Genomic DNA, 22284 nt, shown 5'->3' with positions numbered 1-22284 from the left:
GGTATCGGGATATGGCTTTAGTCGGGCGCTACAACAGCTTGCAAGTGGTGAAACATACGAACTTCGGGTTGTACCTGGACGGGGGGCAGGACGGCGAGATCCTGCTGCCGAATCGGTACATTCCCAAGGACGTGCCCAGCGCAGACGAAGACTGGTTGAACGTCTTCGTGTACCTGGACAGCGATGACAAGCTGATTGCCACCACGGAAAAGCCCAAGGTCCAGGTTGGCCAGTTCGCGAGCCTCAAGGTGGTGGAGGTCAACAGCATCGGTATCTTCCTCGATTGGGGGTTGTCCAAGGACTTGCTGCTGCCTTATTCGGAGGAAAAGCGCCCGCTCAAGGCCGGTGACTACTGTGTGGTGCATGTTTACCTGGATCGACACAGCCGCCGGATCACCGCCACGACGCGCCTGGATCGTTACCTGGACAAGACCCCGCCCCCTTACACCGTTGGCCAGGAGGTCGACTTGCTGGTGGCGGAAGAAACCGCGATGGGCTTCAAGGCAATCATCAACCACGCGCATTGGGGCCTGATCCACAAGAACGAAGTGTTCAAGTTCCTGCGGCCTGGCAAGCAGGAAAAGGGTTACATCAAGGAACTGCGCAGCGACGGCAAGATCAGCCTGAGCCTGCAGCCGGTGGGCGAGCAACTGGCCAGTGGGCTGAGCGAGCAGATTCTCGCCAAATTGCGCGAGCACAACGGTGTGCTGCCCGTGAGCGACAAGAGTGATCCGACGGTGATCAGCAACCTGTTCGGCGTCAGCAAAGGCAACTTCAAGAAGGCCATCGGCGGGTTGTACAAGCAGGGCCGGATCGTGATTCACGCTGACCGGATCGAATTGGCCTGAACCCCGACAGGCCTGCTCGACTGACCGCGCGACGCCGTCGGAGGAAGGGGGGCAAGTCGCTTCGGGCAGGCGCGGCTGGCTGACCAGAGCGCCTGTACCAGCCCGATCAACGCCTTTTGGCGATCACTTCTGGACGAACGCCGCGAAACTCAGGTGCGCGCCGTTCGGACGCATGTCCTTGAGGAAGGAATCCTTGTCAGCCGACAGCTCCAGGCTGACCGTCGACTTGCGCTTGCCTTCGTTGCGGATGACTACGTCGTCCATGTGCTCGCGCAAGAAGCGGGTCGTGACTTTCAGGTGAATCAACTCATCGGTGCTTGGGGTGTGCAGCAGGAGGTGCAGCCATTCGTATTGACCAATGGCCAGACGGCTGACAGGCAGGTCAAACCACCAGATGTTGCGTTTGGGGTCCAGCGTCGCGAAATGGGTGTTGTTGGTGCCCAGTACCGCGCCGCCCAGTTCCTCGTTGCGGCGCGCGATGGCCTGCTGCTTGTCGATTTTCATAGCGTTCCTGTGAATCCTGTTTTCATGAGCCTGACGCGAGCCTGAACGGGATCCGCAAGAGGTTCAGGCCAGTCTCGGCCGCGCATTCTCCGGGGTTGCCGGGAAAACATAAAGTCCCATCGACGAAACGCGGTATTTCGCCAGCGAAGACCGTTCGTAAAAATATTTGAAACTCAGCGAAACGGCGAGTGGTCCATCGAATGTCGAGGTTATGACACCTTATTTCTGATCTGGAGACATCCCATGAGCAGCACCACCGATAAAGTCAAAGGCATGGCCAACGAAGCGGTCGGTAACGTCAAGCAAGGCGTGGGCAAGGCGACCGATAACGACAAGCTGCGTGCAGAAGGCAAGGCCCAAGAGTTGAAAGGCGAAGCCCAGCAAGCGGTCGGCAAAACCAAGGATGCCGTGAAGAAAGGCGTCGACAAGGCCTGAGTGCGATCTGCCCGGGCCTGTTGAAGGCCGGGCGATGATCTGAACCGACGATGACGGCCATCCAGCGATGGCCGTCATCGCGTCTGGTACCCGCGAATGGATCGGCCGAAACAATTCAGCCGTGGTCAACGTGCTTAACTCACTGTAAAACCCGCCGTTGTGCGGGCGTACGGAATTTAGAAGCCTTTGCCCGCTCGTATAAATGAATGTGTTTCAGATATGTCTATGTCGCGAAAGGAGACGCCATGATATTCCCGGATTTGCGCCAGTTACGTCTGACGACGGTGCTGGTCAGAACGGTCAAAGAATTTCTCGACGATGAGATGTCGACCTACGCCTCGGCGCTGGCCTACCAGATGCTGTTCTCGCTGTTCCCGTTTTTACTGTTTCTGATCGCACTGATCGGTTTCCTCCACCTCCCCGATTTTTTCAGTTGGCTGCGCCTGCAATCCGAGCTCGTGTTGCCGCCGGTTGCGCTCGATCAAGTCAACCCGGTCATCGACCAGTTGCAGCAGTCCAAGGGCGGATTGCTGTCCATCGGTATCGTCATCGCATTGTGGAGCGCCTCGGCCGGTGTACGGCTGATGATGAGCGCCATGAATGCCGCCTACGACGTGGTTGAAGCCCGTCCGATCTGGAAACGACTCCCGCTCTCGGTGCTGTATACCGTCGGCTTTGCCGGCATGTTGCTGGCCGCTGCAGCGCTGATGGTCACGGGACCGGTGGTGATGAATTGGCTCGCTGCCCAGATTGGCATGGAGGACTTCATCGTCACCCTGTGGACCATTCTGCGCTGGCCGGTGATTATCCTGCTGCTGATGGTTTCGGTGGCAATGATGTATTACGTCATGCCTGACGTGCAGCAGGAATTCCGCTTCATCACCCCAGGCTCGGTATTGGCGGTGGTGGTCTGGATCCTCGCCTCGCTGGGCTTCGCGTACTACGTGAAGACTTTCGCCAACTATGACGCGATGTACGGCAGCATCGGGGCGATCATTGTCTTGCTGCTGTACTTCTACATTTCGGCATCGGTGCTGCTGTTGGGCGCTGAGATGAATGCGGTGATCGAGCACATGTCCGCCGAAGGCAAGGACAAAGGCGAGAAAACGCCCGACGACGGGGGCCAGGATGCCGAACCGGAGGTCGCCTACGAGAAGAAACACGTCTCCGGGCTGGGCCGAGACCACACCCGCGACCATGACGATTATCAGCAGCCGATGCAGGTGCTGAAAACCGACGAGTCCTGACCGATCCTGTGGCAGGATGCGCGATACCCGGCGCATCCGCCCCTTAGAAAGGTTCTTCCATGATCCGTGACATTCTGAAAATGGGCGACGCGCGCTTGCTGCGCATCGCGCCACCGGTCCCTGAATCGATGTTCGGCTCTCGAGAGCTGGACGCGTTGATCGAAGACATGTTCGAAACCATGCGCAGCGTTGGCGGCGTTGGCCTGGCCGCGCCGCAGATTGGTGTCGACCTGCAGCTGGTGATCTTCGGCTTCGAGCGCAGCGAACGCTACCCCGATGCCGAGGCGGTGCCTCAGACGATCCTGCTCAACCCTCTGATCACGCCGCTCGAGCCCACGCTGGAAGAGGGGTGGGAAGGCTGCCTGTCGGTGCCTGGCCTGCGCGGCGTGGTGGAGCGCTACGAGCACATCCGCTACGAAGGTTTCGATCCTTCGGGCAAGGCGATTCAACGGGTCGCGCGTGGCTTCCATGCGCGCGTCGTGCAGCACGAGTGTGACCATCTGATCGGCCGCCTCTACCCCTCGCGGGTCAAGGACTTTACCCGTTTCGGGTTCACCGAAGTGCTGTTCCCTGACATGGACCCAAACGCCGATGATTGACGCGTCTTCGGCCGTCAAACCCCGCAACCTGCCGTGAAGCGGCGCGATGATCCATCGCTATCCGCTCGCGGCCGAGCCGACTGACCGACGCGGGGCAGGCCTGACCAGGGCCAGTAGAGGCTTGGTCTGCCGATAACGGGCCAGGCGATCGGCGAGTTCCTGAGGCAAGTCCCAAGCCTGGGCAAAGCCCGACCGCCGATAGAGCCCCAACCGATCCGGCTCGCAGAACAGCCACACCTCACCCTCCAATCCGCCGAGTGCTGCTTCGATCAGGGCATGGGCGAGTCCCAGCCCTCGCCGGACGGGCGCCACGAACATGCCGGTGAGCCAGTGACCGGTTCCGACAGGCGTCAGGCACAGCGCGGCGACGATATCCGGGTCTCTGGCCACCCACATCTGTGCACCGGCCCGGGGCTTCATCCCCGACCGATGCGCCTTATAGAACTTTTCCAGCAGCGGGCGCTGAATCGCAGGGAGGGGTTGAAATAGCATTGCGCGGCGCTCGCGTTCAGATTTGGATGTTTGTTCTACCGTCATAACCAATCGGTCTACAAGATTCGACGCCGTAGCGCCACAAGAGGGGTATCAGCCTTTTTGCAGGAGCGGCCATGGCCCATTACCTCGACACCGCCCAGCGCGAAGACATCGCCCGTCTGCGCGAACGCTTCACCGGCCGCACGGAGTGGCCGACGTGGTTGCTGTTGCTGGGCGTCTACGCTGCATGGCCGACCCTGGTGCTCGTCAGCCCGAGTCTGGGCGTATGGCCGACCACGAGTTTGATGATCCTGCTGACGGTGTTGTGGATGTCGTTGCAGCATGAGTTGATTCACGGCCACCCGACGCGTTGGTCGTGGCTCAACAAATGCCTGGGTTATGCGCCGCTGGCGGTCTGGTATCCGTACACGCTGTATCGGGACACCCATATGCAGCACCATCGCGACGAACACCTGACCGTTCCAGGTATGGACCCGGAAAGCCGTTACCTGAGTCAGTTGCGCTGGGCACAGACCGCCGCGCCAATGCGTCTGCTGCGATGGCTCGACAAGACACCGCCGGGGCGCCTGGTGTTCGGAGTGCCGCTGGCGCTGGGCAGCCTGCTCATCGGGGAATCGAGGCGCTTGTGGCACGGTGAGCGTCAAGCCTGGGCGATGTGGGCGACTCACGGTTTTTTCCTGGTCTTGATGTTCGCTTTCATCGAGCACTACAGCGCCTTCTCCAGTGTGCATTACCTGCTGCTGGTGAGTGTGCCCGCGCTCGCGATCTCCATGGTGCGTTCCTATTACGAACACCGTCCGGCCGAGCATTCGCACCAGCGCACGGTGATCAACGAGGCATCGTGGCCGTGGCGCTGGCTGTTTCTCAACCTGAACCTGCATCTGGTGCACCACGACCTCCCTGGCCTGGCCTGGTATCACATCCCGATCGTGTACCGCGAGCGTCGCGCTCAGTGGGTGGCGCGCAGTGGTGGTTTTCTGGTGCCGGGGTATGGTGAACTGTTCCGGCGTCACAGCTTTTCCCCGATCGACAGCCCTCAACATCCCCACGTCTAGGATCTGCACATGGCTCAGGGTCTCGCCGAATTACGGATGTATGTCGCGCCCGAACGGGTTCAGACGGCCCAGCATCACTGGTTGAACCGGGTGTTGACGCTGTTGGCGGCAGAGCGCCTGGAGGCCGGGGACCTGACGCTCGATCAGGTCTGGCGCTCGCCGCAACTGCTGGTGGCGCAGACCTGCGGCTATCCGCTGATGACGCAATTGCGGGGTGAGGTGCGAGTCGTGGGGCGTCCGGTCTACGCGTTGCCCAACAGTTCGGCAGGTCGCCATTGCAGTTTGATCGTTGCGCGCGCCGACGATCCCCGGCGCGGGCTTGAAGCGTTTCGCGGCAGCCACGGGCTGCTCAATTCGGTGGACTCCAATTCCGGCATGAACCTTTTCCGTCACGCCCTGGCGCCATTGCAGCGAGACGGAACATTTTTCCGCCAGGTCTCCTTGACCGGTGGGCATCGCAACAGCCTGGCGGCGATCAAGGCGGGGCAGGGCGATCTGGCGGCCGTCGACAGCGTGACCTTCGACTATCTGGCGCGGGATCACAGCGAGGAAGTGGCGGGCATCAAGGTCATCGGGCGTACCGCGTTTGGGCCTTGCCTGCCTTACATCACGCGCCGGGGAGAGGATGGCGCAGCGATTCGGCGGGCCATGAACCAAGCGCTGCTGGACCTGCCGGACGTGGCACGCGTGCTCGCGATCACCGACATTTTGCCTGCCGATGAGGCGGAATATGAGGTGCTGCTGGATTATGAGCGTCAAGCAGCCGCCCAAGGCTTGCGCCACCTCTAGCACCGGGCGGACGGTCCATGTGAAGCGTTTTATGTATGCCTTTTCGATCTATAACCATCGCTTTTAAATATTATTAATGCATATGAGCCCTTGCTAGCATGGCCTGGCGCACACTTACTACGTGCTCAGGGAAGCGATATGTCAGGCGTCGATGGGCCTTATGCCAATTACGTGAGCGAACTCTTTCAACGCCATCACCGCTGGTTGTGCGAGCGCCTGCACCGGCAGGTGGAAAATGTTGAAGCCGCCGAGGACATTGCCTCTGAAACGTTCCTGCAACTGCTGACCTCGCCCAATGTGGTGGCGATCCGCGAACCGCGGGCACTGTTGACCACCACCGCTCAACGTTTGGTCTACCAGCGCTGGCGGCGACGCGGACTTGAACGCAAGCACCTCGACGCACTGGGCGATGAACACCCCTTATCGTTGGTTTCGCCCGAGCATCTGGCGGCGACCTGGCAGACGCTGGATCGTATCGATCAGCGTCTGAATCGCCTCCCGTCGAAGATCAGAACCACATTCCTGCTCTCACGCAGCGTCGGTTTGACCTACCCTGAAATCGCCACCCGGCTGGGTATTTCCCCTCGTTCGGTCAGCGATTACATGGAAACGGCTGAAACCTGTTGCCTCCGCGCGTGTCTGGAATGAAGCGTGTTCTGAACCGAACCTGTTCTGCCCCCTTTGAGCCACGAGAGATCTTCATGACATCGATAAAAAAACTGCTCGGCGGCTCGCTGCTGGCACTGACAGTACTGACGCAGCCCGCCCACAGCGCGGAACAGACGGCGCCCATTCATTTTGGTGACATCACCTGGGAAAGCGGCAGCCTGATCACGGAAATCCTGAGGACCATCGTCGAGAAAGGGTATGGCTACAAGACGGACAAACTGCCGGGCAGTACCGTCAGCCTCGAAGCGGCGCTGGCCAAGAATGACATTCAGGTGATCGGCGAAGAGTGGGCCGGTCGAAGCCCAGCGTGGGTCAAGGCGGAAGCCGAAGGGAAGGTCTACGGGCTGGGCGATATCGTCAAAGGCGCGACCGAGGGCTGGTGGGTGCCGGAGTTCGTGATCAAGGGTGACCCGGAGAAGGGCATCAAACCCTTGGCTCCGGACCTGAAATCGGTCGCCGATCTGCCCAAGTACAAAGACGTGTTCAAGGACCCTGAATCGCCGGACAAGGGACGATTCCTCAACAGCCCGACCGGTTGGACCTCGGAAATCGTCAACACCCAGAAGCTCAAGGCATACAAACTCAACGACAGCTACGTCAACTTCCGCACCGGTTCAGGCGCGGCGCTGGATGCGGAAATCGCTTCGTCGATCCGGCGCAACAAGCCCGTGCTGTTCTACTACTGGTCGCCCACGCCACTGTTGGGACGTTTCAAATTGATCAAGCTGCAAGAGCCACCCTTCAACGAAGCGGCGTGGAAGACCCTGGCCGACGCCAGCAACCCAAACCCGATCGGCTCAAGCTCCCTGGCCGCGCATCTGGCCATTGGCGTGTCGGAGCCGTTTCACAAGCAATACCCGGAGCTGGTCAGCTTCTTCGAAAAGGTTGACCTGCCCATCGACCTGCTCAATCAAACCCTGGGGGACATGAGCGAAAAACGCCTGGAGCCGGATGCGGTGGCCAAAACCTTCCTCAAACAACACCCGGAAGTCTGGAACGCGTGGGTGCCCGCGGACGTGGCCCACAAGGTCACCGCCGGGCTCTAGTCGTAGTGCCTCAGGCGCCGTGCGCCCCAGTCGGAGCGAGTGCTTTCACTCGCGCTGATTGGGGCGTCGTTGTTTGGCGGTCAACCTTGATCGATCCCCGCGGTCAGATTTCCGTATGCGACAGGATCGTGGCCAATCACGCCCTGTCCAGTCCGGTGAGCTGGCAAAGGAACGTTCACCTGCTAGTTTCACCCGGGCAGTCAGTGCGTTGATCACTGATAAGAAGTCGCCGGGGAGAGGACATGGGATATAGCAGATCGACTGCGTTGACGGCGCTGAATGGGGCGGTACTCAGCCTTTTGCTGTCGCTTCCGGTGTTGGCAGAAGGGGAGAAAACGGCATCATCGCCCGCTGTCCCCGCCAATGCGCTGGCCTTCGTGCAGGACCGGCACCTGGGCGAAAGCCTAGGCTGGTTGGGGTATCAGGTGGCCTCCCGCACTGTGACCTTCGCCACCATCGTCGAAACGGTCGGGCGGACCAAAGCGCAGGAAATCGTCCAGGACGAGCTGCAATACTTGCAGCCCCAGTATCAGCAGGAATGGGATCGAAATCTGGCCGCGTCCTACGCCGCCTCCTTCACCCCTGAAGAACTGACCGCGCTCGATATCGGTGATCCGCCGCCGGAGATCGCCAATAAATTCCGCACCAAACAGCGTGACGTCGGCATGGACATGAAGAACCGCTCCAGTGAACTGCTCAAGGTTTATGTCTCGACAGCACTGGACAACGCGCTGAAAAAAGCCAAGCCTTGACGGGTCCGGGCTGTCTGGACGAGGCGCTTTCGTTTTGATTCACAGGAAGGAGACACCATGGACCCATTCATGCAGGCCGCCATTGACGAGGCGCAAAAAGGGCTGGACGAGGGGGGCATTCCGATCGGTTCGGTGATCGTCCATGACGGCAGGATCATCGGCCGTGGCCACAACCGACGGGTTCAGGAGGGCAGTGCGATCAAGCACGGGGAAATGGACGCGCTGGAAAACGCCGGGCGTCAGCCTGCAAAAATCTATCGTGAAGCCACCCTCTACACCACCCTTTCGCCCTGTGCGATGTGCAGCGGCGCGATTCTGCTCTACGGCATCCGCAAGGTCATCGTCGGGGAAAACGAAACCTTCATGGGCGAGGAAGCGCTCCTGCGTGCACGTGGGGTACAGGTCGACGTGGTGCATGACGCGACCTGCGTTGCGCTGATGAAGCAATTCATCGCCGACAAGCCTGAGTTGTGGAATGAGGACATCGGTGAGTAGCCGACCCTGATCCCGACGCCGCGGGGTGGCGCGCCCGCCGCGAAACATTGGCCGTCTCCTCCGGGGGCGACGGCCATCCGCTAGGCCTTGACGCCAGTCACTGGCCATTGGCCCATTGCCCTGGGCCGCGCGTCAGTCAGTGATCCCGGCCGAGTGGCGACAAGCGGAGAGGCGTCGCGCTTGCCTGCGGCAATCAGTCCAGTCGCAACGTCGAGTTGAACTGGCTGATGGCATCCACCACATGCCTTGATCCCTGCTGGATCTCCAGGATGACTTCGCCAGCCTCATTGGCCAGCTCGACGCCGGTGCTGGTTCGACTGAGGCTCGATTGCATGCTGGAGACGGCACTCCTGGCCAGTTCATTGTTCTGCCGGACCACATCGACGATCTCGACCGTGGCCTTGCTGGTACGCGCGGCCAAACCTCGCACTTCGTCGGCCACCACGGCAAAGCCGCGGCCATGCACGCCAGCCCGCGCCGCTTCGATGGCAGCATTCAGCGCCAGCAGGTTGGTCTGATCGGCAATGCTGCGGATGGTCTGAACGATGGTCGCGATGATTTCCGACTGTCTGTTCACCGCATCGATACTGCGGGCGGCTTCGTTTAGGTCGCTGGAAATCTGTTCGATCACCTCGACGGTCTGCTGCACCACACTGGACCCCTTCTGCGCGCAGGCGTCGGTACGCACGGATGTGTCATGGGCCGTGATGGCGGCGTTGCGCTGGACCGTCACTTGTTCGGTGATGTCACTGGCGAACTTCACCACTTTATAAAGGCGCCCTTTGACGTCGAACAGCGGGTTATAGGTCGCTTCCAGGTACACGGTCTGGCCGAGTTTGTTGACCCGTGCAAACCGGTGAGCGTGATACTCGCCCCGGTTGAGCGAGGCCCAAAAGGCTTTGTACGCCGGGGATTCCACCTCTTCCCGTGGGCAGAACATGCTGTGGTGCTGGCCTACCACTTCTTCGAGCGAATAGTGCAGGGTGCGCAGGAAGTTTTCGTTGGCGGTGATCACTCGGCCGTCTGGGGAGAACTCGATCATCGCCATCGAGCGGCCGATTGCATCGATCATGCTCTGGTTTTCATGGCCCTTGTAGGCGCGGGCGGTGATGTCCGAGGCGACCTTGATCACGCTTTGCACCCCGCCGTCGCTGTCGAACACGGGCATGTAGCTCGCCTCCAGCCAGACCTCACGACCGGACTTATCCAGGCGCATGAACTCGCCACTCAATGGCTCGCCTCGGGCCAGATCGCGCCACAGCGCGCGGTAGGCATCGCTGTCGCAAAACGTCTTTTCACAGAAGATCCGATGATGCTTGCCCACCAGCTCACCGGGCTGATACCCCATGGTCCGACAGAAGTTTTCGTTAGCGTCGAGAATGATGCCGTCCGGGGTGAATTCGATCATGGCCATGGATTGGCTGATCGCTGCCAGCTTGGCCTTGGACTGGCACAGGGCGGCGGTGGATACCTGTAATTCGTATTCAACGGCTTTGCGGTGTGAATTGAACATCTGCCACCCTACCTCGCGTCCTTGGTCGATGAGTGCTGCCACGCGCGCAGGCCCTGATGCCAGGGCGCTTAAACGCGATCGTTGAGAGAATAGACAAGGGCAAGCGGGATGCAATCTGAATAGTGGCAATTTGGCAGATGCGAGGAATGGGCCGTCGGCCCGCCGTGATCAGGCGGGGCTGGCTGTTGATCGATATCCACGTAGGCCACGGCCAGGCGGTGTATTCGCTGGCTGAGCGTTGGGGGTGTTTATTGCTGTAGTTTCGCCGTGCCAAACAAATGAACCTGCCGCAATAACCCTTCCTCTGCGAGCAAACGCACGGGAGCGGTGCCGCCGGGCATGACCACCTCAACCAGGCCGGCGCTTACCCAGCCAACCCGCCACGCCGCGCATGCCACTGCGCTGGCGCTGGTGCCCGAGGACGCCGTGGGCCCTTCGCCGCGCTCGAACACGCGGGCCACGATGCGGTTCGCACCGACGTTCGCCGCCCATTGCAGGTTGATCCCGGCAGGGCAGGGCTCCCCGTCACCGAATTCACCTCGGGCAAAGGCAATGCGCGTCAGCGCCTCATTGAGGGGGGCGTTGTGCAGTGCTTCAAACGTCGGCAATGACCCGATGCCCACCACCAACGTGACGCAATGAGGATTGCCCACCCTGACGAACGCGCTGCTGTGCCAGTCGGGCTGAAGGCGTGCCAGGCGATCGACACGATGAACGACGGCATCGCCGAGCCGGGCCTCGCTGAGGCCCGATCCCACAGCGCCCACGGCAGCCGGGCCGAAATCTGGGGTGCCGATGTCCAGCCAGAAGCCTGGGACGCCTTCGACGGTGGCTGCGAACACGTCGATCGAGGACGGGTTGATTGCTCCGCCATGGTCGTGATGCACGTGCAGCGTGAACCCCTCGTCGTTCGCAAGTCGGCCCGAATCGGCCAGCGATTGGGAGAAGATGGTCAACCCGTTGCCGCTGCGCTCGGCCAGCGTGCCGTCGGTATTGACGATCAGTATGTCAAAGGGGGCGGCCTGCTGAAATGGCCCGACCAGCAGCCCGTCCGAGCGATGAGCCTTGCTGCCCTGTGGACGTTCGCCCGTCGGCCAGTCGCACACGGTGGCGACCGCGCGTGTTGTCCAGCATTGCCGAGAGAGCGCCGCTTGTGCCGCAGAGGCGGGTAGGTCGATGCCCATCGCGCGCAATGCATCGGGAGAAATCACGGCGTAAACGTTACCGCGTGCATCGTAGAAGGTGGCCATGGCGGGTCCGGCGTCGGTCACAAAAAACGCATTAAATCATGCGGGGCCCCCCGACGAATTCGCTTCCGTGACGCGCTCGCCGCTCACATCACCAATGTCAACCACGCTGACGCCAATAACGGCAACGCCATGACTTGATTGAAGCGTTTCATGCTGCGGGCCGAACGGCAGAATTTCGCGGCGCTGACACCCAGATACGCCCAGGCGCTCATGCAGGGGATGGCCACCAGAAAGAACACCAATGACAGCCATACGATCCGCCACAGGCGGTCGGCGTCGCTCCCCGCGAACACACTGACCACCGCCAGCGCCATCATCCAGGTCTTGGGGTTGACCAGTTGCAGGCTGGCGGCGCTCCACAGGCCCAGTCGCGGCCCTCGCGCTGCAGTGTCGGGGTCAACGGCTTCGGCCGGCGCGCTGAAGATCTGCCACGCCAGCCAGGTCAGCCAGGCGATGCCAACCCAGGTCATGACCCGTTGCACCTGGCGGTGGTGTGCCAGCAGGTCGCCGAGACCGGTGCCGACGATCAGTACCATCAGGGCAGCCCCGGCACAGCCCCCCAGCATGAGCGGCAACGTGCGCAGCAGGCCATGCCGTGAACTGTTGGTCAGCACCAGGATGTTGGTCGGACCTGGCGTGATGGAGGCGACGAAGGCGAACAGGACGAAGGGCAAAAAGGTTTCCATTGGGGCAACTCGGCAGCCAGTGATCTGAACCTGATCATCGCGACGAGAAGGGCATCAGTCTGGAAGATTTGAGCAACGCCTGCGGTAGTCGGCAGGGGTCATGCGATAGGCGCGCTGGAACCAGCGACCCAAATGACTCTGATCGGCGAAGCCCAGGGCCACTGCGACGTTGACCGGCAATTCGCCACGCGCCAGTAGGCGTCGGGCACGGGTCAAGCGCAGTTGAATCAGGTAGGCGTGCGGTGCCAGCCCGAAAGCGGCCTTGAAGGCACGGGTCAGGCGGAAGCGGTCGACGCCGGCCACCTTGGCCAGGTCGTCCAGGCCGATGTCCTGATGCAGATGGCTGTGCAGGTAATCCCGCGCGCGTTGGGCCACCAGCGGCAAGCGTGGGTCGGGGTTGATCAGCGTCTGCCAGCGCAGGTGGCTGGTCAGGCTCGACAGCAGATGGTCCAGCGCGGTCTGCCGCACGATACGCAGCTCCTGCGTGTGCATGGCTTCGAACGCGTGCGCGGTGGCGACGGCCAGCCGAGGATCATCGGCCAGCGTTTTGCCGAAGCTCAGTTGGGCATGGGCAGGCGCTTCGTCGAACTGGGCGCGCAATTCCCGATCCAGCCAGTGCGGGTCAATGTACAGGGTGCGATAGGTGAAGCCGCCCGCTTCCGGGGCATGGCCGTCGTGTATGTCCCCCGGCTCAAGCATGAACACCTTGCCGGGGGTGCTGTTGTATTGCTGGCGGCGACAGTTGAATTGCTGCACCCCCTGCTCGGTGATGCCCACCAGATAGGTGTCATGCCAGTGGGGGTCATAGGCATGGCCTTCGAAATGCGCGCGTATCGTCTCGATGCCGGACATCGCGTCCTGCTTGAGATCGATCCAGTTGCGTTCGGGCATAAGGGTCCTGGTCCGGCGGTAGGAGGTCAACGGGATGGCGAGCGTTCCACGCTGCCGCGTAAGGTGACGGTGAATAAGAAAGCCGCATCGCCCATCTCGGTGCCGCGAGCTTCAGGTGAATGTATCGCTAGGCTAACCGCAGGTCTGGAAGATTTGTGCAACTTCCGACGGTTAGCCTACTGACTATCCTTGTTACAAACTGAATCTTCCTACACGTTGCCCATCCGCCGCTCCAGGGCGAACCTACGTCCTCGATGGCTATCAAAGACCGCAGTCTTCACGCATTCCTGCTCAATCCCAATGAGGTCAACGATGAACAGCTTCTCGCGACACCTCGCGCTGGTCATTCTCGGCGGATTCCTGAGTCTTGGCGCGGTTCAGGCCGATGAACACGTGGCAGCCGACCCCATGCGTCTGGCCTCGGCCAGCTACCCCAACCGCAGCAGCCAACCTGACAACGGCGCCATTCGCCGGGCCAATCCGAACAGCCGCCAAGGCACCCAATCCATCTCGCCGAGCACCCGAGCGCCCAACCTCAGCCCGGCGCCGTCGCGCCCGCCGACCCTTGAAAATGGCGGCATCGGTAACGGCTACCCTTCCAGGCAAAACGCCCCGCGCCCTGCCGGTACTCCTCAACGCAGCGACCACTGACCTGACGTCGTGTGTCGACCGATCTCGCCTCATCCCAGCAAAAGGAATCGCCCATGTTGCGTAGCACATTGATCCGCCAGACCTTGATTGCCAGCCTGTGCGCCACTGCACTGCTTCATCTGCCGCTGCAGGCGGCGACCTACAAAAGCGAGGAGGGCACCTTGACGGTGGACGAGGTCGTGGGCGGTCTGCAGCACCCCTGGGCCGTGGCGTTTCTGCCTGACAACAAGGGCATGCTAGTGACCGAACGCACCGGCAGCCTGCGAGTGGTCAGCCCGGACGGCAAATTGTCTGCGCCTGTGTCAGGGGTGCCTGCCGTTTGGGTTCAGGGGCAAGGTGGCTTGCTCGACGTGGTGTTATCCCCGGATTTCGCCAAGGACCGAATGGTTTATCTGAGCTACGCCGAGGTCGCCGCCGACGGCAAGACCGGCGGCACGGCAGCCGGCCGTGGGCGGCTCTCGGACGATCTGACCCGACTGGAGGGTTTCACTCGCATCTTCCAGCAACAACCCAAGCTGTCGGTGGGCAACCATTTCGGTTCGCGGATGGTGTTCGACCGCGATGGCTACCTGTTCATCGCGCTGGGTGAAAACAACAACCGCCCAACGGCCCAGGATCTGGACAAGCTGCAAGGCAAGATCGTGCGTCTCTACCCCGATGGCTCCATCCCCCAGGACAATCCATTCGTCGGTCAGAAAAATGTGCGCCCCGAGATCTGGAGCTACGGCCACCGCAATCAGCAGGGCGCTGCGCTCAATCCATGGACGGGCACACTGTGGACGCACGAACATGGCCCGATGGGCGGCGATGAAGTCAATATCATCGAGCGCGGGGCCAACTACGGCTGGCCGATCTCCACGTTCGGAATCGACTATTCCGGCCAACCGATTCCCGAGTCCAAGGGCAAGATCGTCGAAGGGGTCAAGAATCCGTTCCACATCTGGGAGAAGTCACCCGGCATCAGTGGGATGGCGTTCTATGACTCGGATCGCTTCAAACAGTGGGATCACGACTTGTTCGTCGGGGCACTGGCGGCCCAGACCCTGATTCGCCTCGAACTCAAGGACGACAAAGTGGTGCACGAAGAACGTCTGCTCGGTGAATTGAATTCCCGTATTCGCGACGTGCGACAGGGTCCTGACGGCTATCTCTATGTGTTGACGGATGAAGACAGCGGCAAGCTGTTGAAGGTCGGGCTGGCACAGTAAGCCGAGGAGCCGCGGGGAGGGCGACGGATCGCCCGCCCCCCGCGGATGGCATCACAGGCTCGAATTCTTCGCGAACTGCTCCTTCAAGAAGGCTTTCATGTCCGCCCATGAACTCATGTCGGCGGTCTGGTTATAGCCAATGTCAGGCCCGCCATGATCCCCGTGGCTCAGCTTGTCGGCGTCCGGGTTGGTGAAGCCGTGCTTGGCGCCGTCGATGCCGACGAATTTGTAGTCGACCTTCGCGGCGTCCATTTCTTTTTTGAAATCGGCAACGTTCTGCGCGGTGACCATGGTGTCGCCATTGCCGTGTTCGACCAGGATTGGCGTTTTCGTCACCCCTTCCTTCGCTGGGGTTTTGGTGGCCAACGCGCCATGGAAACTGACCACCGCGGCCAGCGGCTCACCTCGGCGCGCGGCATCCAGCACGACGCCCCCTCCGAAACAGTAGCCGATGGCAGCGATTTTCTGCGGATTGGTCTGTGGCTGCTTTTTCAGTTGCTCGACCCCGGCATCTAAGCGTTTGGCCGAGGCGGCGGCGTCTGCGGTGGCCGCTTGCATGAACGCCATGGCGTCCTTGGGGTGCTCCGTGTTCTTGCCGTCGCCGTACATGTCGATGGCCATCGCGCTGTAACCCAGCACGGCCAGGTCTCGGGCGCGGCGCTTGGCATAATCATTCATGCCCCACCACTCGTGAACCACCACCACGCCCGGGCGCGGCCCCTTGATGGCGTCGTCGTAGGCGTAATAACCCACCAGGCGGGTCCCGTCGGCACTTTGGTAGTCGATGGTGCGGGTCTGGACTTCGGCCTGTGCCAGGCCGGCCAAGCAGGTGAGGGTAAGGGCGAGCAGATAACGCATGTTCATCTCCTTTGGTCGAGGGCGTGTTCGGCCTTGAGCCTAGACGATTGTGTCTAAAGGGGGCGCGACCCCACTTTGGCATGAAGGCCGCACGCAATGAACAGACGGCCCTTCCTTGGTCTGGACCCCTCTTGCACGACGATGTTCAGCCCAGGTTCAGAACGCGTTCAGGAGGGGTTCAGCGCTTGCTGCGTATGCTCGATCCCGTACCCAACAAGGCGCCTGGCGCCGGAGGACCTGCACATGGTGACGATCAACAAGTTTTTCCTGGCTCTGGCTTTTCTGGGGGGCAGCGCTGCCGCGCAGGCCGCTGAAGGCAATCCCGATGCGGTGCGCGTGGACCTGGCGCGCAACAGCAAAAAACTGTCGGGAATCATGATGGCCAACACGGTTAGACTCTCCGATGCCACGTCGGCGATGAGCGGTGCCTACGCGCCACAATCGTCTAGCCTCAGCCAGGGCCCCGACAACTATTTGCCCGTCTATCATCGGCTGTAAGCCATCATGGTCAAAGGGTCACCCACCGAGAGGTATGTCTGTGCCTGGGAGAGCGTCATGAAACTGCTGGTTGTCGAAGATGAAGCCCTGTTGCGCCATCACTTGCAGACCCGGCTGACCGAAAGCGGTCATGTGGTCGAAGCGGTGGGCAATGCCGATGAGGCGTTGTATCAGGTCGGCCAGTTCAATCACGATCTGGCGGTGATCGATCTGGGGTTGCCGGGCATCGGCGGGCTGGACCTGATTCGTCAACTGAGGGCGCAGAACAAAGGGTTTCCCATCCTTATTCTCACCGCTCGCGGCAATTGGCAGGACAAGGTCGAAGGGTTGGCGGCCGGCGCGGACGATTACGTGGTCAAACCCTTCCAGTTCGAAGAGCTGGAAGCCCGAATGAATGCGTTGTTGCGCCGCTCCAGTGGCTTTACCCAGTCCACCATCGTCGCCGGGCCGTTGACCTTGGACATCAACCGCAAACAGGCTTCGCTCGACGAGCAGCCGTTGGCGTTGACGGCCTATGAATACCGGATCCTGGAATACCTCATGCGTCACCATCAGCAAGTGGTGCCCAAGGAGCGCCTGATGGAGCAGTTGTACCCGGACGATGACGAGCGCGATCCGAACGTGATCGAGGTGCTCGTCGGTCGCCTGCGCCGCAAGCTGGAAGGCCCGAGCGGGTTCAAGCCCATCGATACCGTGCGCGGGTTGGGGTATCTGTTCACTGAGCGTTGTCGATGATTCGATCGCTTCGCGTCCGTTTGATGCTGGCCGCCGCGACACTGGCGGTCATTTTCATGTTGCTCATGCTGCCTGCGCTGCAGAGCGCATTCAGCCTGGCGCTAGAAAGCTCGATCGAAAAGCGCCTCGCTTCGGACGTGACCACCCTCATCTCGGCCGCCCGCGTGGAAGAAGACCGGCTGCTGATGCCCACACTGCTGCCCGGCGAGCAGTTCAGCCTGCCCGACAGCCGCTTGCTGGGTTACATCTACGACCGTGCGGGCAAACTGGTCTGGCGGTCACGGGCCACCGAAGACGAGAACATCAATTACCAGCCTCGCTATGATGGGCTCGGCACCGAGTTCGCCAAGATCCGCCAACCCACCGGCGAAGAGTTTTTCGTCTACGACGTGGAAATCAAGCTGCTGGGCGGGCGCAATGCGGCCTACAGCATCGTGGCCGTGCAGCCGGTGCGCGAGTATCAGGAAACCATCTCCGGCCTGCGCAAAAAACTCTATCTGGGCTTTGGCGGCGCGTTGTTGGTGCTGTTGATCCTGCTTTGGGGAGGGCTGACCTGGGGCCTGCGCTCATTGCGCGGCATGAGCCAGGAGCTCGACCAAGTGGAGGCGGGTTCCCGGGAAAGCCTCAGCGAACAACACCCCAGTGAACTGTTGCGTCTGACCGATTCACTCAACCGGCTGCTGCGCAGCGAGCGCGAGCAACGCACCCGTTACCGTGACTCGCTGGGCGATCTGGCCCACAGCCTGAAGACGCCGCTGGCGGTGCTGCAGGGCGTCAGTGAGAACTTCGCCAAACGCCCCGAGGACCTCGAACAGGCGCGCATCCTGCAATCCCAGATCGAACGCATGAGCCAGCAGATCGGCTACCAATTGCAGCGCGCCAGCTTGCGCAAAAGCGGGCTGGTGCGCCATCAGGTCGCCTTGAAGCCGGTGGTCGAGAGCCTGTGTAACACGCTGGAAAAGGTCTATCGCGACAAACGCGTCGGTGTCACGCTGGATCTGCCGGACGACTGTCAGGTGCAAATGGAGGAGGGTGCCTTGCTTGAAATGCTCGGCAACCTGCTGGAGAACGCCTACCGGCTGTGCCTCGGCGAGGTCCGGGTCAGTTGGCGTCCCTCGATCATGGGCAACGAGCTGTGCATCGAGGATGACGGCCCTGGTGTGCCCCAGGGTCAGAGAGCGCGGATTCTGGAGCGCGGCGAACGGCTGGATCGACATCATCCGGGGCAGGGCATCGGGCTGGCGGTGGTCAAGGACATCATCGAAAGCTACGGTGCGCAATTGACCCTGGAGGATTCGGTACTGGGCGGCGCAGCGTTCCGTGTGAGGTTTGCGATTTAAGTGCCCTCGGTTTGCCGGGCCTCCAGTCCCCTACAAGCGCCGTAGCGTTCTTTCTACTGCCACCCATGAGTTCTGGAATGGGCGGATACCCGCCACTGCACAGGCTTTTTCATCGTGAATGGGCGGAAAACCGCCACCAAGGATGGCACTTTTCCACGAGTGTTAACCAGACAGTCTATGCCGTACGGGGCCTGCAGCGATTTGTTGAATCATGGCACGGTGCTTGCGATACACAGCGCAGAGGTCTGCCCCGTGCAACTCGACAAAAACAAATCCCTCCTGGCAGGAGGGTTCGCACTTTAGGCTCCGGCGTATCAGGCACGATGCCGCCGAGGCTCTTGAGGACACTGCAATGACGACTCGTCAGCCTATCTACAAATCCCTGTATTTCCAGGTGATCGTTGCCATCATCATCGGCATCGCCATCGGTCACTGGTACCCCGATGCCGGTAAAGCGCTCAAACCCCTGGGCGACGGCTTCATCAAACTGATCAAAATGGTCATCGCCCCCATCATCTTCTGCACCGTGGTCAGCGGCATCGCTGGCATGCAGAGCATGAAATCCGTAGGCAAGACCGGCGGCTACGCCCTGCTGTACTTCGAAATCGTCTCCACCATCTCGCTGATCATCGGCCTGGTCGTGGTCAACGTCGTGCAGCCTGGCGCTGGCATGAACGTCGACGTGTCGACGCTCGACGCTTCGAAGATTGCAGCCTATGTGACTGCAGGTCAGGACCAGAGCGTGATCGGCTTCATCCTGAACGTCATCCCTAACACCATCGTCGGCGCCTTCGCCAACGGCGATATCCTGCAAGTGCTGATGTTCTCGGTGATCTTCGGCTTCGCGCTGCACCGTCTGGGCGCGTATGGCAAGCCGATTCTGGATTTCATCGACCGCTTCGCCCATGTCATGTTCAACATCATCAACATGATCATGAAACTCGCTCCCCTGGGTGCGCTGGGCGCAATGGCGTTCACCATCGGTGCGTACGGCGTAAGCACCCTGGTGCAACTGGGCCAGTTGATGCTCTGCTTCTACATCACCTGCCTCCTGTTCGTGCTGGTGGTGCTGGGCGGTATCGCTCGCGCTCACGGCTTCAGCATTCTGAAGCTGATCAAGTACATCCGCGAAGAGCTGCTGATCGTGCTCGGCACCTCGTCGTCCGAGTCGGCCTTGCCACGCATGCTGATCAAGATGGAACGTCTGGGCGCGAAGAAATCCGTAGTGGGTCTGGTGATCCCGACCGGTTACTCGTTCAACCTGGACGGCACTTCGATCTACCTGACCATGGCTGCCGTGTTCATCGCTCAAGCGACCAACACCCACATGGACATCACCCATCAGATCACGCTGCTGCTGGTGTTGCTGCTGTCTTCCAAAGGCGCTGCGGGCGTGACCGGTTCGGGCTTCATCGTTCTGGCGGCCACCCTGTCCGCTGTCGGCCACCTGCCGGTTGCCGGTCTGGCGCTGATTCTGGGTATCGACCGCTTCATGTCCGAGGCACGCGCGCTGACCAACCTGGTCGGTAACGCCGTTGCCACTCTGGTTGTCGCCAAGTGGGTCAAAGAGTTGGACGTGCCGCAGATGAATGCCGAACTGGCGTCTGGCGGACGTGCTATCGAAGAGAACCGTCCACATGACGACCTGGGCGTCGCCGAAGGCCAGCCACAGGTGAGCCGTTCGTAATCGCTTCGCGTCACGCTGAATTGAAAAAGCCCGCCCCGGCGCACTCCGGGGCGGGCTTTTTCGTGGGCTGAGGGCACGTACTGCTCTTGCGTCTGCCCGACGGGCGCCATCGGGCATTGCCGCCTGGGTGACCCGCATCTACGCTGTCCGCATCACCGATGCCCAGGGATGCCCGCGCATGCAAGGCCCGTTGTCTTCGCTCAAAGTGCTCGATTTCTCCACGCTCTTACCGGGCCCGTTCGCCTCGCTGCTGCTGGCCGACATGGGCGCACAGGTGCTGCGCATCGAGTCACCGACCCGGCCGGATTTGCTGCGCACGATGCCGCCCCACGATCAGGGGATATCGGCCAGCCATGCCTACCTCAATCGCAACAAACGCAGCCTGACGCTGGACCTCAAGCGCCCCGAAGCGGTGGACGTGGTAAAACGGCTCGTGGCCGATCACGACATTGTGCTGGAGCAGTTTCGGCCCGGCGTCATGGATCGCCTGGGCCTGGGTTACAGCGCACTCAAGGCGATCAACCCCCGGCTGATCTACGTCGCGATTACCGGCTACGGCCAGACCGGGCCCTACCGCGCTCGAGCCGGGCATGACATCAACTACCTGGCGTTGGCGGGGCTGGCGAGCCAGACCGGTCGTGAGGGCAGCGGACCGTTGCCGTTGAGCGTGCAAGTGGCGGATGTCGCCGGCGGTTCGTTGCATGGGGTCATCGGGCTATTGGCCGCGGTGGTGGCTCGCCAGCAGACCGGCCACGGCCAATTCGTGGACATCAGCATGACCGATTGCGCCTTCAGTCTGAATGGGCTGGCCGGCGCTGGTGCGCTGGCCGCCGGCCTTGAACCGGAGCCGGAAGGCCACTTTCTCAACGGTGGCAGCTATTACGACTATTACCGCAGCCGCGAGGGCCGGTGGTTTTCCGTGGGCAGCCTGGAGCCGGTGTTCATGAAGACACTGTGTGAGGCGCTGGGCCGGCCTGAGCTGGCCAAGCGTGGCCTTTCCCCCGAACGCAGCGATCAGCAGGCCCTCAAGGCAGAGTTGCAGATCGAATTCGAGCGGCGCAGCTTTGAAGAACTCGAAGCCCTGTTCGCTGGCGTCGACGCCTGTGTCGAACCGGTGTTGCGCTTCTCCGAAGCGGTTGACCACCCACAGTTGCAGGCTCGTCAGGTCGTCATGCCGGTGCCGCGCGGCGACGGCTCTTCGCAGTTGCAGATGGCCTGCCCGATCAAGTTCGAAGACGGCTTGCCCGAAGCCCGGCACATTGGCGTCGCTTTGGGCGCACACAATGATGAGGTACTGAAAACGCTCCAGTTCAGTGACGCCGAGATCGAAACGCTGCGCCGCACAGGGGTCCTTGGCTAAGCGTCGGGGCCGGTGGCGGGCATGTTCGTGAGCCTGCTCACGGACGGCGAGGCTCGAGCAACGCTTTGCCGCCTCATTCCACCCGCGTTTCGCCGCTGAATACAAGGATCTCCCGGCAGCGACGGCACAAATAGCGACGCCCCTTGCGCACCAAGCGGTGACGCTGCACCGAGAACGGAAAATCGCTTTCCGGGCATGGGCAGCGGTAGATGTAGCGGGTCACGCGGCGTCGTTTCACCTCGTAGTTATGGCAACGGTTGGGCGGCAGTTCGTACACCCCGCGCATGATCAGCTGCCATTCTTCGCCGTGGGGCTGGATGGTGTCGCCGAACAGTTGGTGGGCGACCAGATGCGCCACTTCATGGGCGACGGTCTGGCGCAGGAAGTCTTCGGTGTTTTCCCGGTACAGCTGAGGATTGAAGCGCAGCATATTTTCGTGCAGATGCGCGACACCGGCCTTCTGGCCGCGCAACTTGAGGCTGACCACCGGGCGTTTGAAAGGGCGTTTGAAAAATTCTTCAGCGAGTTGGTAGCAGGATTCGACGCGGGTGTTGAGTGGTTCGAGCATGCTTCATCGGTCTCCAGAAGAGACGAGTATGCCGCAAAGCACGCCTTGCCCGAAAACTGAAGCTGCCGAATGGTCGTGAAGGCACCGCACAACCCTGTGGGCGCG

25 protein-coding genes are annotated in these 22284 nt (G+C 61.3%); 17 read left to right on the top strand and 8 right to left on the bottom strand.

From position 1 onward, the window contains the following. The first annotated feature begins 11 nt into the window (after positions 1-11). Positions 12-848, top strand: a complete 837-nt coding sequence (locus DBP26_RS08020; protein WP_108240083.1) for a S1-like domain-containing RNA-binding protein — start codon at positions 12-14, stop codon at positions 846-848. 123 nt (positions 849-971) lie between these two features. Here the strand turns inward: DBP26_RS08020 and DBP26_RS08015 are convergent, their stop codons facing one another. Next, the gene (locus DBP26_RS08015) at positions 972-1352 is read right to left on the bottom strand and encodes a hypothetical protein (protein WP_108240082.1); all 381 of its coding nucleotides are present in this window, start codon (positions 1350-1352) and stop codon (positions 972-974) included. Positions 1353-1595: 243 nt separating this feature from the next. Between DBP26_RS08015 and DBP26_RS08010 the strand changes: the two genes are divergently transcribed. From DBP26_RS08010 to def, 3 genes are all read left to right on the top strand, one after another. Next, on the top strand, positions 1596-1787 hold the full coding sequence (locus tag DBP26_RS08010) for a CsbD family protein (RefSeq protein WP_108240081.1): 192 nt from the start codon (positions 1596-1598) through the stop codon (positions 1785-1787). A gap of 245 nt (positions 1788-2032) precedes the next feature. After that, complete coding sequence (locus DBP26_RS08005; RefSeq protein ID WP_108240080.1) at positions 2033-3034, top strand: YihY/virulence factor BrkB family protein; 1002 nt, start codon at positions 2033-2035, stop codon at positions 3032-3034. A gap of 59 nt (positions 3035-3093) precedes the next feature. Then, on the top strand, positions 3094-3633 hold the full coding sequence (gene def, locus DBP26_RS08000) for a peptide deformylase (RefSeq protein WP_108240079.1): 540 nt from the start codon (positions 3094-3096) through the stop codon (positions 3631-3633). Positions 3634-3690: 57 nt separating this feature from the next. Here the strand turns inward: def and DBP26_RS07995 are convergent, their stop codons facing one another. Beyond that, positions 3691-4125: a GNAT family N-acetyltransferase gene (locus DBP26_RS07995; RefSeq protein WP_108240078.1), complete on the bottom strand. Its 435-nt coding sequence runs from the start codon at positions 4123-4125 to the stop codon at positions 3691-3693. 116 nt (positions 4126-4241) lie between these two features. Between DBP26_RS07995 and DBP26_RS07990 the strand changes: the two genes are divergently transcribed. The 6 genes from DBP26_RS07990 to DBP26_RS07965 all read left to right on the top strand — a co-directional run bounded on the left by DBP26_RS07990 (position 4242) and on the right by DBP26_RS07965 (position 8934). After that, complete coding sequence (locus DBP26_RS07990; protein WP_108240077.1) at positions 4242-5183, top strand: fatty acid desaturase; 942 nt, start codon at positions 4242-4244, stop codon at positions 5181-5183. Between the two features lie 9 nt (positions 5184-5192). After that, positions 5193-5972, top strand: a complete 780-nt coding sequence (locus DBP26_RS07985; RefSeq protein ID WP_108240076.1) for a PhnD/SsuA/transferrin family substrate-binding protein — start codon at positions 5193-5195, stop codon at positions 5970-5972. A gap of 138 nt (positions 5973-6110) precedes the next feature. Further along, positions 6111-6620 (top strand): sigma factor-like helix-turn-helix DNA-binding protein, encoded by a 510-nt coding sequence (locus DBP26_RS07980; protein WP_108240075.1) that lies wholly within the window; start codon positions 6111-6113, stop codon positions 6618-6620. 53 nt (positions 6621-6673) lie between these two features. After that, positions 6674-7687 (top strand): ABC transporter substrate-binding protein, encoded by a 1014-nt coding sequence (locus tag DBP26_RS07975; RefSeq protein ID WP_108240074.1) that lies wholly within the window; start codon positions 6674-6676, stop codon positions 7685-7687. A gap of 242 nt (positions 7688-7929) precedes the next feature. Beyond that, positions 7930-8439 (top strand): hypothetical protein, encoded by a 510-nt coding sequence (locus tag DBP26_RS07970; protein ID WP_108240073.1) that lies wholly within the window; start codon positions 7930-7932, stop codon positions 8437-8439. Positions 8440-8496: 57 nt separating this feature from the next. Continuing rightward, the gene (locus DBP26_RS07965) at positions 8497-8934 is read left to right on the top strand and encodes a nucleoside deaminase (RefSeq protein ID WP_108240072.1); all 438 of its coding nucleotides are present in this window, start codon (positions 8497-8499) and stop codon (positions 8932-8934) included. 193 nt (positions 8935-9127) lie between these two features. On the opposite strand, the gene DBP26_RS07960 is transcribed toward DBP26_RS07965, so the two are convergent. The 4 genes from DBP26_RS07960 to DBP26_RS07945 form a co-directional block, all read right to left on the bottom strand. Beyond that, positions 9128-10447, bottom strand: a complete 1320-nt coding sequence (locus tag DBP26_RS07960) for a PAS domain-containing methyl-accepting chemotaxis protein (protein ID WP_108240071.1) — start codon at positions 10445-10447, stop codon at positions 9128-9130. Positions 10448-10695: 248 nt separating this feature from the next. Continuing rightward, positions 10696-11697 carry a diaminopimelate epimerase gene (locus DBP26_RS07955; protein ID WP_108240070.1) on the bottom strand — a complete coding sequence of 334 codons (1002 nt, stop codon included), beginning with the start codon at positions 11695-11697 and terminating at the stop codon, positions 10696-10698. Between the two features lie 83 nt (positions 11698-11780). Further along, on the bottom strand, positions 11781-12383 hold the full coding sequence (locus tag DBP26_RS07950; protein WP_108240069.1) for a LysE family translocator: 603 nt from the start codon (positions 12381-12383) through the stop codon (positions 11781-11783). A gap of 54 nt (positions 12384-12437) precedes the next feature. Next, entirely contained in the window at positions 12438-13274 is an 837-nt protein-coding gene (locus tag DBP26_RS07945) for an AraC family transcriptional regulator (protein ID WP_108240068.1), read from the bottom strand. 312 nt (positions 13275-13586) lie between these two features. Here DBP26_RS07945 and DBP26_RS07940 point away from each other — a divergent pair, with 312 nt between their 5' ends. Together DBP26_RS07940 and DBP26_RS07935 are read left to right on the top strand one after the other, a co-directional pair. Then, positions 13587-13925, top strand: a complete 339-nt coding sequence (locus DBP26_RS07940) for a hypothetical protein (RefSeq protein ID WP_108240067.1) — start codon at positions 13587-13589, stop codon at positions 13923-13925. Between the two features lie 68 nt (positions 13926-13993). Continuing rightward, positions 13994-15133, top strand: a complete 1140-nt coding sequence (locus DBP26_RS07935) for a PQQ-dependent sugar dehydrogenase (protein WP_108240106.1) — start codon at positions 13994-13996, stop codon at positions 15131-15133. A 51-nt stretch (positions 15134-15184) separates the two neighbouring features. On the opposite strand, the gene DBP26_RS07930 is transcribed toward DBP26_RS07935, so the two are convergent. After that, positions 15185-15991 (bottom strand): dienelactone hydrolase family protein, encoded by an 807-nt coding sequence (locus DBP26_RS07930; protein ID WP_108240066.1) that lies wholly within the window; start codon positions 15989-15991, stop codon positions 15185-15187. A gap of 243 nt (positions 15992-16234) precedes the next feature. Between DBP26_RS07930 and DBP26_RS07925 the strand changes: the two genes are divergently transcribed. The 5 genes from DBP26_RS07925 (at position 16235) to DBP26_RS07905 (ending at position 21611) form a co-directional block, all read left to right on the top strand. Further along, positions 16235-16489 (top strand): hypothetical protein, encoded by a 255-nt coding sequence (locus DBP26_RS07925; RefSeq protein WP_108240065.1) that lies wholly within the window; start codon positions 16235-16237, stop codon positions 16487-16489. A gap of 57 nt (positions 16490-16546) precedes the next feature. Continuing rightward, positions 16547-17224, top strand: coding sequence for a response regulator transcription factor (locus DBP26_RS07920; RefSeq protein ID WP_108240064.1), 678 nt, complete (start codon positions 16547-16549; stop codon positions 17222-17224). After that, positions 17221-18564, top strand: a complete 1344-nt coding sequence (locus DBP26_RS07915; protein WP_108240063.1) for an ATP-binding protein — start codon at positions 17221-17223, stop codon at positions 18562-18564. The genes DBP26_RS07920 and DBP26_RS07915 overlap by 4 nt, the downstream gene beginning before the upstream one ends. Before the next feature lie 352 nt (positions 18565-18916). Continuing rightward, a complete protein-coding gene (locus DBP26_RS07910) occupies positions 18917-20251 on the top strand; it encodes a dicarboxylate/amino acid:cation symporter (protein ID WP_108240062.1) in 1335 nt (444 codons plus the stop codon). Between the two features lie 178 nt (positions 20252-20429). Then, a complete protein-coding gene (locus tag DBP26_RS07905; RefSeq protein ID WP_108240061.1) occupies positions 20430-21611 on the top strand; it encodes a CaiB/BaiF CoA-transferase family protein in 1182 nt (393 codons plus the stop codon). Positions 21612-21684: 73 nt separating this feature from the next. Here DBP26_RS07905 and DBP26_RS07900 read toward each other — a convergent pair whose 3' ends face one another. Further along, positions 21685-22179 carry a SprT family zinc-dependent metalloprotease gene (locus DBP26_RS07900; RefSeq protein WP_108240060.1) on the bottom strand — a complete coding sequence of 165 codons (495 nt, stop codon included), beginning with the start codon at positions 22177-22179 and terminating at the stop codon, positions 21685-21687. Positions 22180-22284 lie beyond the last annotated feature (105 nt).

The organism is Pseudomonas sp. RIT409, from assembly GCF_003052515.2.
Taxonomy (GTDB): domain Bacteria; phylum Pseudomonadota; class Gammaproteobacteria; order Pseudomonadales; family Pseudomonadaceae; genus Aquipseudomonas.
The sequence above is the reverse complement of the archived record's forward strand: the minus strand, read 5'-3'. Positions and strand labels throughout refer to the sequence as shown.

Coding starts and splice junctions, on each gene's coding strand:
- DBP26_RS08020 (WP_108240083.1), top strand. CDS start 12: ATGGCTTTAGTCGGGCGCTACAACAGCTTGCAAGTGGTGAAACATACG.
- DBP26_RS08015 (WP_108240082.1), bottom strand. CDS start 1,352: ATGAAAATCGACAAGCAGCAGGCCATCGCGCGCCGCAACGAGGAACTG.
- DBP26_RS08010 (WP_108240081.1), top strand. CDS start 1,596: ATGAGCAGCACCACCGATAAAGTCAAAGGCATGGCCAACGAAGCGGTC.
- DBP26_RS08005 (WP_108240080.1), top strand. CDS start 2,033: ATGATATTCCCGGATTTGCGCCAGTTACGTCTGACGACGGTGCTGGTC.
- def (WP_108240079.1), top strand. CDS start 3,094: ATGATCCGTGACATTCTGAAAATGGGCGACGCGCGCTTGCTGCGCATC.
- DBP26_RS07995 (WP_108240078.1), bottom strand. CDS start 4,125: ATGCTATTTCAACCCCTCCCTGCGATTCAGCGCCCGCTGCTGGAAAAG.
- DBP26_RS07990 (WP_108240077.1), top strand. CDS start 4,242: ATGGCCCATTACCTCGACACCGCCCAGCGCGAAGACATCGCCCGTCTG.
- DBP26_RS07985 (WP_108240076.1), top strand. CDS start 5,193: ATGGCTCAGGGTCTCGCCGAATTACGGATGTATGTCGCGCCCGAACGG.
- DBP26_RS07980 (WP_108240075.1), top strand. CDS start 6,111: ATGTCAGGCGTCGATGGGCCTTATGCCAATTACGTGAGCGAACTCTTT.
- DBP26_RS07975 (WP_108240074.1), top strand. CDS start 6,674: ATGACATCGATAAAAAAACTGCTCGGCGGCTCGCTGCTGGCACTGACA.
- DBP26_RS07970 (WP_108240073.1), top strand. CDS start 7,930: ATGGGATATAGCAGATCGACTGCGTTGACGGCGCTGAATGGGGCGGTA.
- DBP26_RS07965 (WP_108240072.1), top strand. CDS start 8,497: ATGGACCCATTCATGCAGGCCGCCATTGACGAGGCGCAAAAAGGGCTG.
- DBP26_RS07960 (WP_108240071.1), bottom strand. CDS start 10,447: ATGTTCAATTCACACCGCAAAGCCGTTGAATACGAATTACAGGTATCC.
- DBP26_RS07955 (WP_108240070.1), bottom strand. CDS start 11,697: ATGGCCACCTTCTACGATGCACGCGGTAACGTTTACGCCGTGATTTCT.
- DBP26_RS07950 (WP_108240069.1), bottom strand. CDS start 12,383: ATGGAAACCTTTTTGCCCTTCGTCCTGTTCGCCTTCGTCGCCTCCATC.
- DBP26_RS07945 (WP_108240068.1), bottom strand. CDS start 13,274: ATGCCCGAACGCAACTGGATCGATCTCAAGCAGGACGCGATGTCCGGC.
- DBP26_RS07940 (WP_108240067.1), top strand. CDS start 13,587: ATGAACAGCTTCTCGCGACACCTCGCGCTGGTCATTCTCGGCGGATTC.
- DBP26_RS07930 (WP_108240066.1), bottom strand. CDS start 15,991: ATGCGTTATCTGCTCGCCCTTACCCTCACCTGCTTGGCCGGCCTGGCA.
- DBP26_RS07925 (WP_108240065.1), top strand. CDS start 16,235: ATGGTGACGATCAACAAGTTTTTCCTGGCTCTGGCTTTTCTGGGGGGC.
- DBP26_RS07920 (WP_108240064.1), top strand. CDS start 16,547: ATGAAACTGCTGGTTGTCGAAGATGAAGCCCTGTTGCGCCATCACTTG.
- DBP26_RS07915 (WP_108240063.1), top strand. CDS start 17,221: ATGATTCGATCGCTTCGCGTCCGTTTGATGCTGGCCGCCGCGACACTG.
- DBP26_RS07910 (WP_108240062.1), top strand. CDS start 18,917: ATGACGACTCGTCAGCCTATCTACAAATCCCTGTATTTCCAGGTGATC.
- DBP26_RS07905 (WP_108240061.1), top strand. CDS start 20,430: ATGCAAGGCCCGTTGTCTTCGCTCAAAGTGCTCGATTTCTCCACGCTC.
- DBP26_RS07900 (WP_108240060.1), bottom strand. CDS start 22,179: ATGCTCGAACCACTCAACACCCGCGTCGAATCCTGCTACCAACTCGCT.